This is a genomic window from Mesorhizobium sp. WSM4836 (assembly GCF_055811815.1).
The window spans coordinates 84,769-97,456 of the sequence record NZ_JBVVQF010000003.1 but is presented as its reverse complement, the minus strand read 5'-3'; the positions used below and the strand labels follow the sequence as shown (position 1 = coordinate 97,456).

Annotated in this window: 12 protein-coding genes; 5 read left to right on the top strand and 7 right to left on the bottom strand. The window is 62.8% G+C overall.

Annotation, left to right across the window (positions count from 1 at the left end):
- Positions 1–2: 2 nt before the first annotated feature.
- Genes AC0L2P_RS04670 through AC0L2P_RS04660 form a run of 3 tightly spaced genes read right to left on the bottom strand, consistent with a single transcriptional unit; the run spans position 3 to position 3,858 of the window.
- Positions 3–968 (bottom strand): substrate-binding domain-containing protein, encoded by a 966-nt coding sequence (locus tag AC0L2P_RS04670; protein WP_473500071.1) that lies wholly within the window; start codon positions 966–968, stop codon positions 3–5.
- A complete protein-coding gene (locus AC0L2P_RS04665; protein ID WP_473500070.1) occupies positions 965–2,278 on the bottom strand; it encodes an ABC transporter permease in 1,314 nt (437 codons plus the stop codon). Before AC0L2P_RS04665 ends, AC0L2P_RS04670 begins: the two co-directional genes overlap by 4 nt.
- Positions 2,275–3,858 (bottom strand): sugar ABC transporter ATP-binding protein, encoded by a 1,584-nt coding sequence (locus tag AC0L2P_RS04660; protein WP_473500069.1) that lies wholly within the window; start codon positions 3,856–3,858, stop codon positions 2,275–2,277. Before AC0L2P_RS04660 ends, AC0L2P_RS04665 begins: the two co-directional genes overlap by 4 nt.
- 217 nt (positions 3,859–4,075) lie before the next feature.
- On the opposite strand from AC0L2P_RS04660, the gene AC0L2P_RS04655 reads away from it, so the two are divergent.
- Together AC0L2P_RS04655 and AC0L2P_RS04650 are read left to right on the top strand one after the other, a co-directional pair.
- Positions 4,076–5,095, top strand: a complete 1,020-nt coding sequence (locus AC0L2P_RS04655) for a LacI family DNA-binding transcriptional regulator (RefSeq protein WP_473500068.1) — start codon at positions 4,076–4,078, stop codon at positions 5,093–5,095.
- Between the two features lie 207 nt (positions 5,096–5,302).
- Positions 5,303–5,926 carry a L,D-transpeptidase gene (locus AC0L2P_RS04650; RefSeq protein WP_473500067.1) on the top strand — a complete coding sequence of 208 codons (624 nt, stop codon included), beginning with the start codon at positions 5,303–5,305 and terminating at the stop codon, positions 5,924–5,926.
- A gap of 156 nt (positions 5,927–6,082) precedes the next feature.
- Here AC0L2P_RS04650 and AC0L2P_RS04645 read toward each other — a convergent pair whose 3' ends face one another.
- The 3 genes from AC0L2P_RS04645 to AC0L2P_RS04635 all read right to left on the bottom strand — a co-directional run bounded on the left by AC0L2P_RS04645 (position 6,083) and on the right by AC0L2P_RS04635 (position 9,567).
- Positions 6,083–7,084 carry an LLM class flavin-dependent oxidoreductase gene (locus tag AC0L2P_RS04645; RefSeq protein WP_473500066.1) on the bottom strand — a complete coding sequence of 334 codons (1,002 nt, stop codon included), beginning with the start codon at positions 7,082–7,084 and terminating at the stop codon, positions 6,083–6,085.
- 153 nt (positions 7,085–7,237) lie between these two features.
- Positions 7,238–8,398, bottom strand: coding sequence for an AI-2E family transporter (locus AC0L2P_RS04640; RefSeq protein ID WP_473500065.1), 1,161 nt, complete (start codon positions 8,396–8,398; stop codon positions 7,238–7,240).
- A 107-nt stretch (positions 8,399–8,505) separates the two neighbouring features.
- Complete coding sequence (locus tag AC0L2P_RS04635; RefSeq protein ID WP_473500064.1) at positions 8,506–9,567, bottom strand: LLM class flavin-dependent oxidoreductase; 1,062 nt, start codon at positions 9,565–9,567, stop codon at positions 8,506–8,508.
- A gap of 230 nt (positions 9,568–9,797) precedes the next feature.
- Here AC0L2P_RS04635 and AC0L2P_RS04630 point away from each other — a divergent pair, with 230 nt between their 5' ends.
- On the top strand, positions 9,798–10,226 hold the full coding sequence (locus AC0L2P_RS04630) for a DUF6481 family protein (protein ID WP_473500063.1): 429 nt from the start codon (positions 9,798–9,800) through the stop codon (positions 10,224–10,226).
- 224 nt (positions 10,227–10,450) lie between these two features.
- Here AC0L2P_RS04630 and AC0L2P_RS04625 read toward each other — a convergent pair whose 3' ends face one another.
- Entirely contained in the window at positions 10,451–10,576 is a 126-nt protein-coding gene (locus AC0L2P_RS04625) for a hypothetical protein (RefSeq protein ID WP_013528464.1), read from the bottom strand.
- 215 nt (positions 10,577–10,791) lie between these two features.
- On the opposite strand from AC0L2P_RS04625, the gene AC0L2P_RS04620 reads away from it, so the two are divergent.
- Both AC0L2P_RS04620 and AC0L2P_RS04615 read left to right on the top strand, forming a co-directional pair.
- Positions 10,792–11,601 carry a transglutaminase-like domain-containing protein gene (locus AC0L2P_RS04620; RefSeq protein WP_473500316.1) on the top strand — a complete coding sequence of 270 codons (810 nt, stop codon included), beginning with the start codon at positions 10,792–10,794 and terminating at the stop codon, positions 11,599–11,601.
- 124 nt (positions 11,602–11,725) lie between these two features.
- Positions 11,726–12,688, top strand: coding sequence for a cation diffusion facilitator family transporter (locus AC0L2P_RS04615; protein ID WP_473500062.1), 963 nt, complete (start codon positions 11,726–11,728; stop codon positions 12,686–12,688).

Sequence of the window (12,688 nt, the reverse complement as noted above, 5' to 3'; positions counted from 1 at the left end):
TCTCAGAGGCCGTTGTCCTTCAGGATCTGGGCAGCATTTTCCTTGGTGATCTTCTGCGTCGGCAGGGTGATGGTCTTTTCCACCTTCTCGCCGTTCAGGAACTTGATCGCCTGCCGCAGCCCTTCGGCGCCCGGCGTCACATAAGTGAACGTCGCCGTCAGCTCGCCATTGGCGACCAGCTGCACCCCTTCATTGGGCAGGCCGTCGATGCCGATGAACTTGATGTCCTTCTCACGTCCGGCGTCCTTGGCGGCAAGATAGGCGCCATAGGCCATCGGATCATTGTGGCCGTAGACAAGATCGATCTTCTCGTTGTTGCGCAGCGCGGTCGCCATGATGTTGTAGGCCTGGTCCTGCTTCCAGTCGCCCGACTGCTGGTCGAGCAGGTATTTTATGCCTGGCTCCTTGTCGGTGAATTCATGGAAGCCGTCATGGCGGTCGTGTGCCGGCTGGGTGCCCATGCCGCCCCAGATCTCGACGACGTTGCCGGCGGCCTTGCCCTTGCCGCCAAGCAGCTCCACGGCATATTCACCGGCAGCCCGGCCGATCAGCTTGTTATCGCCGCCGACGAACTGCGTGTAGTCGTTGGTTTCGACGTTGCGGTCGAGCACAAACACCGGGATCTTGGCATCGATCGCCTGCTGCACGACACCGGTCAGGCCGGCGGATTCTTTCGGTGATACCAAGAGCGCATCGACCTCCTGACGGATCAGGTTCTCGACGTCGGCGACCTGCTTCTCGGTCTTGTCCTCGCCGTCGGTGATGATCAGCTCGACTTCCGGATGCTTGGCCGCTTCGGCCAGGATGTCCTTGTTGAACTGGGCGCGCCAGGGTTCGATGGTCGTCACCTGCGAGAAGCCGATCTTCCACTTCTTGTCCTGCGCATCGGCACCGCCGGCAAGCATGGCGGTCGTGGTCAGGAGTGCCGCTGTCAGCCCGGCGAGCTTCAACAATTCACGTCGTTTCATTTCTTGTTTCCTCCAATATTCAGAGACGCGGTCTCTTGCGACGGCCGCTTTGCCGCGGCCGTTTCCTTGTGCGCTTGCCCACCGGGCAGTCGCAGATAGAAGAGAAGATCACCGGCATTGCGCTCCTGTACGAGCACGGTACCGATGATGATCATCCCCTTCAGCACCAGCTGAAGGTTCGAATTGATGTTGTGCAGCTGCAGGATGTTGGAGAGCAGCCCGAAGATCAGCACGCCGCAGAACGTCCCGGTGAGGCTGCCGCGTCCGCCCATCAGGCTGGTGCCGCCGATGACCACGGCGGCGATCGCGTCGAGCTCCAGCCCGGCGCCGGCGTCCGGCTTGCCTTGCCGGTACTGCGCGACATAGAGCACCGCCGCGATGCCGGCCAGCAGCCCTGACACGGCATAGGTGGCGATCTTCACGCGGCCTGCGGCGATGCCCGACAGCCGCGCCGCCTCCTCATTGCCGCCGATTGCGTAGACATAGCGGCCGAACGGGGTGAAGCGCAGCACGGCGCCGTAGATCAGGATGGCGCCGAGGAAGAACAGGCCCGGCATCGGGATCACGCCGAACACCAGCGAGCGCAGCATTTCGAAATCGGCCGTGGCGTTCGACCCGGTATAGACCGGCAGCACGGCATTGTTCTGGCCGGCGGTCAGCCGGGCGATGCCGAGCGCAGTAACCATCATCGCCAGCGTCACGATGAAGGGCTGCAGCCGCCCGGCGACGATAATGAAGCCGTTGAGCGCGCCGAACAGCAGGCCGACGCAAGGCGCCACCAGCAGCACGCCGAGCACGCCGAATTTTGAGCCTACCTGCGGCAGCAGGAACCACAGCACCAGACTGCACAGGATCACCCCGACAATGCCGGGCGTCACCAGCCCGCGAACGCTGTCCAACCTGATGTCGTGCGTGGCCTGCGCGCCGGCGCGGGATTTTTCGATGTTCAGCAGGATGAAACGAGTGACGAGAATGCCGAGGCAAAGGGCTGCCACAGCAACTGTCGGCAACCCCAGCACCACCGCCGGCGTCACGCCGGGGACCGTCAGCAGCATGGCACAGACGACCGTGCAGATCGCCATCAGCGAGCCGACGGAAAGGTCGATACCGCCGGTGATGATCACCGCCGTCATGCCGGTGGCAATCAGCCCGGTGGTCGACACCTGGCGCAGCACATCGAGCAGGTTGCCGTAGGACAGAAAGATGTTGTTGCCTTTGGAGCTGATCGGCGAGCCGAGCACGCCGATCAGGAAAATGGCGATCAGGCCCCAATAGAGTTTCGTCCGGGACAGGATATGCAAAATGCTCATGCGGCAGGCCTCGTCATGGTCCGTCGCGGCGCCGCAAGCCGCATGATGGCCTCTTCGCTGGCTTGCGCGCGGGACAGCATTCCCGTCTGGCGGCCGTCGGCCATGACCAGGATACGGTCGGAAAGATGCAGCAGCTCCGGCAATTCCGAGCTGATGACGGCGATCGCCAGCCCGTCTCGCGCCAGCTTGAAGATGAGATCGTAGATTTCCCGCTTGGCGCCGACATCGATGCCGCGCGTCGGCTCGTCGAGCAGCAGCACCCGCGGCCTCGTCGCCAGCCATTTGCCTATGACGACCTTCTGCTGGTTGCCGCCGGACAGCGTGCCGGCCGGCTGCTCGACGGTCTCGCAGCGAATGCCGAGCGCCTTGACAGCGTCCCGTGCCAGCCCTTGCTCGCCGGCCAACGAGCGCAGGCCGAACCGCGCCAGCGCGCCGACCAGCGGCAGCGCGACATTGTCGGTGATCGAGGCCTCGAGATGCAGGCCTTGCGTCTTGCGGTCTTCTGTGACCAGGGCGATGCCGAGGCGGCGCGCATCGCGCGGCGACCGGATTTCTACTGCCTCGCCATCGAGCCTGATCTCACCGCCGGCACGCCCGCCGCTGGACCCGAAGATCGTTTCCAGGATTTCGGTGCGGCCCGAGCCCAGCAGCCCGCCGATACCGAGGATTTCTCCTGCGGCAAGATCGAAGCTGACGCCGTCGAGCACGGTGCGCCAGCCATGGCGATTGGGCTTCGACAGCGATAGCTCGCTGACGGAAAGGACGGTGTTGCCACCGGGGATGCGGTGCTCCTGGGAGGAGGCAAGCAGGTTTCGCCCGACCATCGCTGAAATAATGGCGTCTTCGTCGAGCTTGTCCATCGCCTGCGTCAGGACATGACGTCCATCGCGGAACACCGTGACCCGGCTGGCCAGATGCATGACTTCGTCGATGCGGTGCGAAATGTAGACGATCGCCACGCCGCTATTGGCGAGCTGGCGGATGATGCGGAACAGCCGCTGGCATTCGGCCGGCGAAAGCGCCGAGGTCGGCTCGTCCATGATCAGAATGCGCGCCGACATCGACAGCGCCTTGGCGATCTCGACCAGCTGCTGTTCGCCGACGCGCAAGGCACCGACGCGCGCATCCGGATCGAGCTCGATGCCGAGCCTTTGCAACAGCGCGCCGGCGGCGCGGCTGCTCGCCTTGCGGTCGACGATCAGCCCGGCGATCAGCTTCTCGCGGCCGAGAAAGATATTGTCGGCGACGCTAAGTTCGGGAACGAGGTTCAGCTCCTGGTGGATGATGGCGATGCCGGCGCGCTCGGCTTCGCGGACGCCGGCAAAGCGCACCGGATAGTCATCGATACGGACCGTTCCGTTATAGTCCGTATAGACGCCGGACAGGATCTTCATCAGCGTCGATTTGCCGGCGCCGTTCTCGCCCATCAGCGCATGGACCTCGCTGCGCCGCAGCTCGAAGCCGACATCGACAAGTGCTGCGATACCGCCGAAGGACTTGGAGATGTGCTCGGCCCTCAGCACGATAGCCAAGCCGTCCGCCATAACGCCTTGCGCAGGGATGGAATTGCCGTGCTGCATGACAAGGACGGCCTCCCTCCGTCGTCACTGAACACCTCAAACGCTAATCTAAACGTTTCGATCATGTCAAGGCAATATCTGAGGCCTGAGATTGTTGCATTTCGATTCTTGCGCAAAATCATAAGATTCCGTACGTATTGCTGCCGTGGAGTGGTGAAACGTTTCGAAAATGACAGCGTCAGGACGAAAAAGGCAGCGCAAATTCACTGCTCCGACCATGCTTCATGTGGCCGAGGCCGCGCGTGTTTCCGTGGCCACCGTGTCGGCGCTGATCAACGGCACCGCGACCGTCAGCCCCGAGCTCAGCCAGCGCATCGAACAGGCGATCCGCGACATCGGCTACAAGCGCAATGCCATCGCCCGCAGCCTCAAGATGGGCACCACACGCACCATTGGGCTCACCGTCCCACACATCACCAATCCGTTCTTTACCGACGTGGTTTCTGTGATCCAGCAGGCTTTCGACAGGGCCGGCTACGCCGTCATGCTGTGCTGCACCGACGAGCACCTGAACACGCAGGACGATCAGATCAGGCTGCTGCTCGACCGCATGGTCGACGGGCTGATCGTCGCGCGTGTCGGCGACGGCGCGATCCTCAAACGGATTGTCGACGACGCCAATGTGCCCGTCGTGCTGCTCGACCGTGTTTGCCAGGGGGTCGACACCGATGCCATCGTTCTCGACAATCAGCGCGCGGTATTCGACGCCATCACCTATTTGATCGATCTCGGCCATCGGCGCATCGGCTACATCTCCGGCTCTTTCGATATCTCGCCGATGCATGACCGCATGGCGGGATATCGCGAGGCCCTTCAGGCCGCCGGCCTGCCGGCCGAGCCCGAGCTCGTCCGCTTCGGCAATTTCCACGAAGTCGATGGCTACAACGCCACCATGCAGTTGCTTTCGCTGCACGACCGGCCGAGCGCCATCTTTTCGGCCAACAACCCGATGGTGATCGGCACCATGAAGGCCATTCGCGATATCGGCCTGTCCTGTCCGGAGGATATTTCGGTCGCCTGCTTCGACGATTTTCCGTGGTCGGATGTGTTCCGGCCGCAATTGACCACGGTCGCACAGCCGGTGCAGGCGATTGGCGAACAGGCGGCCAATCTGCTGCTCGACCGGCTCGCCGGAAACAGGGATGCCCCGCCGCGCAAGCTGACACTCAAGGGACGCTTGATGATCCGCAATTCATGCCGTCCGCTAGGTGCAACTGCGCAGAGCGTCAGCGCGTAGCGCTTGGGCTCTGTCCTGCCGACCCTTCGCAGCCGCTACGGGCGTTCGTCGTTCGAAAACCGAGCAATTGAAGGACGCGGCGCCGATCGAGCCAAGTGGCCAGCAATCAGCCCGCCGACAAGCAGGAAAATCTTGGCAATCGAAGCATGTCGGATTAGGAATATGACGAGATGCGGCTGATCGCCCGCACGGGCGCCGGCTTGAGGCATGTGCGTGAAATCGATCCTAATCGGGCTGGTGCTTGCTGGGATGGTCGCATTCTTCGGCTGCACCACCGGCGGTCCATTAAAGACTTCTCCCTCGGCCTATGGCGGTCTCACCGACGCCGGTTTTCGCGTTCCGCCGGTTCCGATCTACAAGGTTGACCAAAAGTTCCTTCGGCAGACAGTGCCTTATGCGACTGAAGAGGCGCCTGGCACCATCATTGTCGATACAGGAGCGAAATTCCTCTACTACGTGTTAGGAGACGGTCAGGCGCTGCGCTACGGAATCGGCGTCGGCAAGGCGGGCTTCGAGTGGCATGGCACCGCTCACGTTGCGAGGAAGCGCGAATGGCCGGATTGGAGCGCGCCGTCTGCGATGATCGTGCGCGAGCAGAAGCGGGGCCGCATCATACCGGCTCATATGGAGGGCGGACTCATGAACCCGCTCGGGGCGCGGGCGCTCTATCTTTTCAACGAGAAAGGTGACACTGGATATCGCCTGCACGGTAGCCCTGAATGGTGGTCCATCGGCAAAGCTGTGTCGGCGGGCTGCATTCGCCTCATGAACCAGGACATCATCGATCTCTATAACCGCTCCACAATCGGCACCAAGGTGATCGTCATTTAGTAGACCCCGCGTTTCCGTCTGACAGACGAGCTTGACGGATCGAAAACCTCCGCGTAAAGCGCGCGAACTGTTCGCGATGTCTTCGCACACCTGTTCGCGATGTTCCCTGCCTGAGGCCGGCCTTAACCGCAACACTGCCAAGTGGCGAACCAACTCTCAGGCAGCTTCCGACAGCAATTTGTGAACGTCGGCCAGGATCTCGAACGAGCGCACCCGCACCGCATGGTCGAAAATCTGCGCCGTGACCATCAGTTCGTCGGCGCCGGTGCGGCGCACGAATGCGTCGATGCCTTGCCTGACCGTTTCGGGAGAGCCGACGACGGCGCAGGAAAGCGCCTGTCCGAGCATGGTCTTGGCCATCGGATCGAGGTCGCACTCATATCCTTCGACCGGCGGCGGCAATCGGCCGGGCCGGCCGGTGCGCAGATTGACGAAGGCCTGCTGCAGCGAGGTGAACAACAGCCGCGCCTCGGCATCGGAAGAAGCGGCGAAGACGTTGAGGCCGAGCATCACATACGGCTTGTCGAGCTGCTCCGACGGCTGGAAGCGCGAGCGGTAGATCTCCAGCGCATGGTCGAGCTCGGCCGGCGCAAAATGCGAAGCGAAGGCGTAGGGCAGGCCGAGCATGGCGGCAAGCTGCGCGCCGTAGAAGCTGGAGCCGAGAATCCAGATCGGCACCTTTTCGCCTTCGCCCGGCACCGCGCGGATGCGTTGACCCTCTTCGGCCGGCTGGAAGTACCCCATCAGTTCGACGACGTCCTGCGGGAAATTGTCGGCGCCGGCGTCGAGGTTGCGGCGCAGCGCCCGTGCGGTGGCCATGTCGGTGCCGGGCGCCCGGCCGAGGCCGAGATCGATGCGACCGGGATGCAGGGCATTGAGCGTGCCGAATTGCTCGGCAATGACCAGCGGCGAATGATTGGGCAGCATGATGCCGCCGGCGCCGACGCGTATCGTCCTGGTGCCGCCGGCGACATGGGCAATGACGACCGAGGTGGCGGCGCTGGCGATGCCGGGCATATTGTGGTGCTCCGCCAGCCAGTAACGCCGGTAACCCAGCCGCTCGGCATGGCGGGCGAGATCGAGCGAATTGGCGAGTGACTGCGAAGCGTTGCTGCCTTCGACGATCGGCGACAGGTCGAGAACGGAAAGAACGGTCATCGGCGCGGGTTTCCTGTGGGCCGAAGGGATGTAGGAAGCCGTTGCCGAGGCGGCAAATTCAAAATGTTGATGGAGCACTTCGGGCACAACGGACGTGCGACCGATGCAAGGTCGTGATCGGCAGCGATCGGGGCGCTTTGGCCCTTTAAGCCGCTACTTTTTCACCTCGGGAATCTCTTCGTCCTCGATCACCGCCGTGTGTTGCGCCGCCAGGAAATTGCCGACATGGCTGAGACCGTCGAAATGATCGCAAAACACCTTGATGACGACCAGCAGCGGCACCGCCAGCAGCGCACCGACGAAACCCCATAGCCACGACCAGAAGGCGATGGCGATGAGGATTGCCACGGCGTTGATCTCGAGACGGCGGCCGACCACCGTCGGCGTCACGAACTGGCCTTCGACGACATCGCACATAAGGACGAAGGCTGGCGCCAGCAGCGCGTAGGAAATCGTGTCGAAGCTGATCAGCGCGATGATCGTAACCAGCGTGATGGTGGTCAGCGCCCCGATATAGGGCAAGAAATTGAGCAGAGCCGCTGCCGCGCCCCAGACCTGCGCGTTGGGCACGCCGAGTGCCCACAAACCGAGCCCGATGACCACGCCGAGACATGTATTGATGACCGTGACAGTAAGCAGATAGTGCGAGATTTCACGTTCGACGTCATAGACGACGCGCAGTGCCCGCTTCTTTTCGCTGAGACTGGGGAAGGACTGGACGATCTTTTCATAGAACATCGTGCCGGAGGCGAGCAGGAACAGCGACAGGACGAAGACAATGACGACGCTGGTGCCGGCCGACAGCACATTGCCGGCGGCTTGCGAGAGAATACCGGACGGCGCCATCGCCACTCTCTGAACGCCCGGCTCCTGGGATGTCTGTGTCAGGCCCTCGATCTGGCGCGAAATCTCCAAGATCCGTTCGAACGGACGGCGCAGTTGTGCCAGACGTTCGGTAAGCTGCTGGCCGATCGTCGAGGTGTTGTTGATGAGGTCGATGACCGGGCCGCTGAGCAGATATCCCGCGACGGCGACGAGGCAGAACGAAAGCAGCACCAGCAGTGTCGCCGAAATGACATCGGGCATGCCATGCTTGCGCAGGAAGCGAACGATCGGCGTTAGCGTCAGCGCCAGCAGGAAAGCCAGAATGACTGGCATGAAGAAGGCGCGGGCAAAATAAAGCGCGTAGATTGCCATCAGGATGAAGATGCCGAGGAGCAGCGAACGCATCAGATGCGCATCCGCCCGCGCCTCGACGCGCGGATCCGGGCTTTCGGCAGCGCTTGCGCCCGAAGCGGCGGGTTCGGCTTTCATTCTGACCCTCGGCGGCACACCGCGATTGGTGTGGACGTTGAAAACGCCTCTATGGCTTCAAGGTTCCGTTAGCCGACGTCACCGGCAAGGCCGCTAGCGGCCTTGCATCAGGCAACCGGCGCCGCCACGGCGGGAACGGCCTTCGCAGTTTCCCGGCGCACGATCGGCGCCACCTCGGTGCCGTAGAGTTCGATAGCCTTCATGACTTTGGCGTGCGGCATGGTGCCGATCGCCATTTGCAGCAGGAAGCGGTCGTTGCCGAACATCCTGTGCTGGGCAATGATCTTCTCGGCCACCTGTTCTGGATTGCCGACGAACAGCGCGCCGTTTGGGCCGCGCGATTGGTCGAAATGCGCCCGCGAAGTCGGCCCCCAGCCGCGCTCACGGCCGATGCGGTTCATCACCTCGGCCTGCGGCCCGTAGAAATCGCCGGCTGCCTGGTCCGTGGTCTCGGCGATGAAGCCGTGCACGTTGAGGCTGGTGGCAAGGCTCGCCGGATCGTTGCCGGCCCGCCTGGCCGCATCCCTATAGATGTCGAACAGCGGTGCGAACCGCGCCGGCTCGCCACCGATGATCGCCAGCGCCAGCGGCAACCCGAGCACGCCAGCCCGGCCCGCCGATTGCGGTGTGCCGCCGATCGCGATCCAGATCGGCAATTTGTCCTGCAGGGGCCGGGGATAGACGCCGCGATCGTTGATCGGCGCGCGCAGACTGCCCGACCAAGTAACCCTGACATGATCGCGGATGGCGAGCAGCAGGTCGAGCTTCTCGGCGAAGAGCTCGTCATAATCTTCGAGATCGTAGCCGAACAGCGGAAAGGATTCGATGAACGAGCCGCGCCCGGCCATGATCTCGGCCCGGCCGCCGGACAGAAGATCGAGGGTGGCAAACTGCTGGAAGACGCGAACCGGATCGTCGGAGGACAGCACGGTGACAGCGCTGGTCAGCCTTATGCGCTTGGTTCGTTCGGCCGCCGCCGCTAGTGCCACCACCGGAGCGGAGGCGGCGTAGTCGGGACGGTGGTGCTCGCCGAGACCAAAGACGTCCAGTCCGACCTGATCGGCGAGCTCGATCTCCTCGATCAGGTTGCGCAGCCGCTCATGCGCACCGATCGCACCGGGACCCGGTTCGGGGCTGACGTCGGCGAAGGTGTAGAGACCGAGTTCCATAGTGTGTCATCCCAGCGTTTTGTCCTGGCGCTACAGGTAGCGATCAGTCCGCCGCCCCGCCAGATGCCTGGATGGTGAACAGTGCGGGTGGCTTTCAGTCGAATTCAATCGAAATGGCGTCTCCCGGCTGCAACAGATCAGAATTTCATGGCTGGCATACCGTTTTGGCGCTTGAACTCTCGGTTTTCGCGCGTATGTAAGCCTCGCAAATTGACTCCAGGGAAGTGGACTTGGCTATCTACAGGGAAAAAGACATTTTCGAGCGGCGCAATGCCGCGAACGAGGCAAAAAAAGCGCTTCTGGAGCGCTTCAAGTCAAAGCCGGCGGCAGACGATCCTGCGGTGCTGGCACGACAGGCCGAACGCAAGGCGATCCTCGAGGCCCGTGCGATACGCGAGGCCGAAAAGGCCAGGCTGAAGCAGGAAAAGCTGGCGTGCGAAGCGGCCGAAAAGGCCGAGCGCGAGGCAGCTGCCGAAGCGGCACGGATTGCCGCCGAAGAAGCCGCACAGGCGGAAGCCAAGATCCGGGAAGCTGAAGAGAACGAGCGCATCGCCCGTTTTCTTGCTGACGAGGCTGAACGCAAGGCCAAGCGTGATGCGCGCTATGCCGCGCGCAAGCAACGCACCGGCAGGACGCCGCCCGGCTTCTCCGCGCGATAGCGCTTTCCGGCGCTGATCAGCCGAATTCAAGATTTGGGGCCGCCTTGCAGCGGCCCCGAACGTGTTTGTTTGTCCGTGGCGACTCAAGCCGCGAGCTTCAGTCCCATGATGCCGCCGACGATTAGCGCGATGCAGGACGATCATCGAGGGATGCGCGTGCGCTTGATGAACAATCATACCGCCGCGTTTGCGGCCGTCGAATAAGCCGAAACGGTAGCTGCGGCTTACTTGTCCTTCAGCTTCATCGCCTTCACCGGCGGTGCCTTCAGGGCCGGCGCCGGCGCCGGTTTCTTGGCGTCCTTCTTCGGCTTGCGGGCTTCCTTGCCTGCCTTCATCGCACCTTTAGCCATGATTCGTTCCTCCAGTTGATGTCTGGCGAAGTGAAACAAGAGAAAACGCTCGACTGCAAGAGGCCGCTGCCGTGCAGTCGCCCTGGCCGATGGCTGTCAACCGGTTTCTAATTCCCTCGTAAACCGCAGCGGTCCGTGCCATGGTCTTTTTCGCACTGCAGCATCAGCCCTTGCGTTTCGCCGGCTGGTGGTCAGGCAGGCCGGTCAGGACGACAATGCGGATTCACATCGGTTGCCAGATGAGCTTCGATTTCCCGCAGGAAACACCGCTGATCGCGATGCTCAACGTCCATTATTCGCGCGCATCCGATCTCGAACGGCCGGACTTCCTGACGTCGAACCCGCCGGTCTCGATCGAAAGCTACCGCGATAGTTTCGGCAATTGGTGCAACCGTTTCGTTGCGCCGGCCGGGCGCTTTGCGTTCGGCACGGACGCGGTCATCCGCGACCCCGGCTCCTTCGAGACGCGCGACTTGACGGCGTGGCAGCACGAGGTGCGCGATCTGCCGTCGGAGACGCTGCTGTTCCTGCTGCCCAGCCGATATTGCGAGAGCGACGTGCTGGCGAATGAAGCGTGGCGGCTGTTCGGCAGCACGCCGCTCGGCGTTCCGCGCGTTCAGGCCGTCTGCGACTTCGTCCATAACCACATCGTCTTCAATTATTTCAATGCACGGCCGACACGCACCGCTGCCGAAGCCTATCGCGAGCAGAGCGGTGTGTGCCGCGACTTTGCTCACCTCGCTGTTGCCTTCTGCCGCGCCCTGAACATTCCGACCCGCTACTGCACCGGCTATATCAGCGATATCGGCCTGCCGAAGCCGTGGTCTGACATGGATTTCGCCGCCTGGATGGAGGTCTATCTCGGCGGCCGCTGGCACGCGTTCGACCCGCGCAACAACGCGCCGCGCATCGGCCGGATCCTGATTGCCTCCGGACGCGATGCCGCCGATGTGCCGCTGACCCACATTTTCGGGCCGGGCGCGCTGGCTGGCTTCAAGGTCTGGACGGACGAGATCGTCGAATAGCCCCGCGCGCCGCCCGTTTGAACGACTGCACTTTTGAACAACTCGACGCTTCGGGCGTTGTGGGAGCTGTGGAGCGTGGGCGGGCGCTCCGCCAATCTCGGCGCATCAACCAAGGCGGCACACCATGGCGGCGCATGGCGGGTCGAAAAAAGTGATCTATGCGGCGCTCGCCGGAAATCTTGCGATCGCACTGACCAAATTCGCCGCTGCCTTGTCCACCGGCAGCTCGGCAATGCTGTCGGAAGGCGTCCATTCGCTGGTCGATACCGGCAATGGCAGCCTGCTGCTTTACGGTATGCACCGTGCCGCGCGCCCGGCCGATCGCACGCATCCGCTCGGCCATGGCCGCGAGCTGTACTTCTGGAGCTTCATCGTTGCGCTCCTCGTCTTTGCACTGGGCGCCGGCATATCGTTCTACGAAGGCGTGACGCACATCATGACGCCGGAGCCGATCGCCAACGCCAAGGTAAACTACGCTGTCCTTGGCCTTTCCTTCCTCTTCGAAGGCACCTCTTGGCTAGTGGCGCTGAAGGAGTTCCGTCACCAAAAAGGCAGCCACGGCTGGCTCGAGGCGGTGCAGCTCAGCAAGGATCCGAGTGTCTACACGGTACTCTTCGAGGACAGCGCGGCACTTCTCGGCCTCGTTGTCGCCTTCGCCGGCATATTGGCGGCGGAACGGCTGGACATGCCGAAGCTAGACGGCGCCGCGTCGATCGGTATCGCGCTCATCCTGGGCGCGACCGCGATCTTCCTGGCGCGCGAAAGCAAAAGCCTGCTGCTCGGTGAGCCTGCCTCGCCCGAGGTGCGAACAAAGGTGCTGGCCATCGTCCAGCAGGATCCGGCGGTGCAACGGGCGAATGGCGCGCTGACGCTGCATATGGGTCCGCACGAGATCGTCGCCGCTCTAAGCATCGAGTTCGAGGACCATTTGTCGGCGCCCGAGATAGAGACCTGCGTCGAACGCCTAGAGACGCGGCTGAGGGCAGAGATGCCGGAGCTCACACGGCTCTTCGTCAAGCCGCAGACCACCGGCACCTGGGAACGCCGGAGTAAGGCCTTGGCGGCGTCCGGAGGGGAACCGGCCTGA

Excerpts from the sequence above, each read along its gene's own strand:
- AC0L2P_RS04670 (WP_473500071.1), bottom strand. The coding sequence starts at position 968 with ATGAAACGACGTGAATTGTTGAAGCTCGCCGGGCTGACAGCGGCACTC.
- AC0L2P_RS04665 (WP_473500070.1), bottom strand. The coding sequence starts at position 2,278 with ATGAGCATTTTGCATATCCTGTCCCGGACGAAACTCTATTGGGGCCTG.
- AC0L2P_RS04660 (WP_473500069.1), bottom strand. The coding sequence starts at position 3,858 with ATGCAGCACGGCAATTCCATCCCTGCGCAAGGCGTTATGGCGGACGGC.
- AC0L2P_RS04655 (WP_473500068.1), top strand. The coding sequence starts at position 4,076 with ATGCTTCATGTGGCCGAGGCCGCGCGTGTTTCCGTGGCCACCGTGTCG.
- AC0L2P_RS04650 (WP_473500067.1), top strand. The coding sequence starts at position 5,303 with ATGTGCGTGAAATCGATCCTAATCGGGCTGGTGCTTGCTGGGATGGTC.
- AC0L2P_RS04645 (WP_473500066.1), bottom strand. The coding sequence starts at position 7,084 with ATGACCGTTCTTTCCGTTCTCGACCTGTCGCCGATCGTCGAAGGCAGC.
- AC0L2P_RS04640 (WP_473500065.1), bottom strand. The coding sequence starts at position 8,398 with ATGAAAGCCGAACCCGCCGCTTCGGGCGCAAGCGCTGCCGAAAGCCCG.
- AC0L2P_RS04635 (WP_473500064.1), bottom strand. The coding sequence starts at position 9,567 with ATGGAACTCGGTCTCTACACCTTCGCCGACGTCAGCCCCGAACCGGGT.
- AC0L2P_RS04625 (WP_013528464.1), bottom strand. The coding sequence starts at position 10,576 with ATGGCTAAAGGTGCGATGAAGGCAGGCAAGGAAGCCCGCAAGCCGAAG.
- AC0L2P_RS04620 (WP_473500316.1), top strand. The coding sequence starts at position 10,792 with ATGCGGATTCACATCGGTTGCCAGATGAGCTTCGATTTCCCGCAGGAA.
- AC0L2P_RS04615 (WP_473500062.1), top strand. The coding sequence starts at position 11,726 with ATGGCGGCGCATGGCGGGTCGAAAAAAGTGATCTATGCGGCGCTCGCC.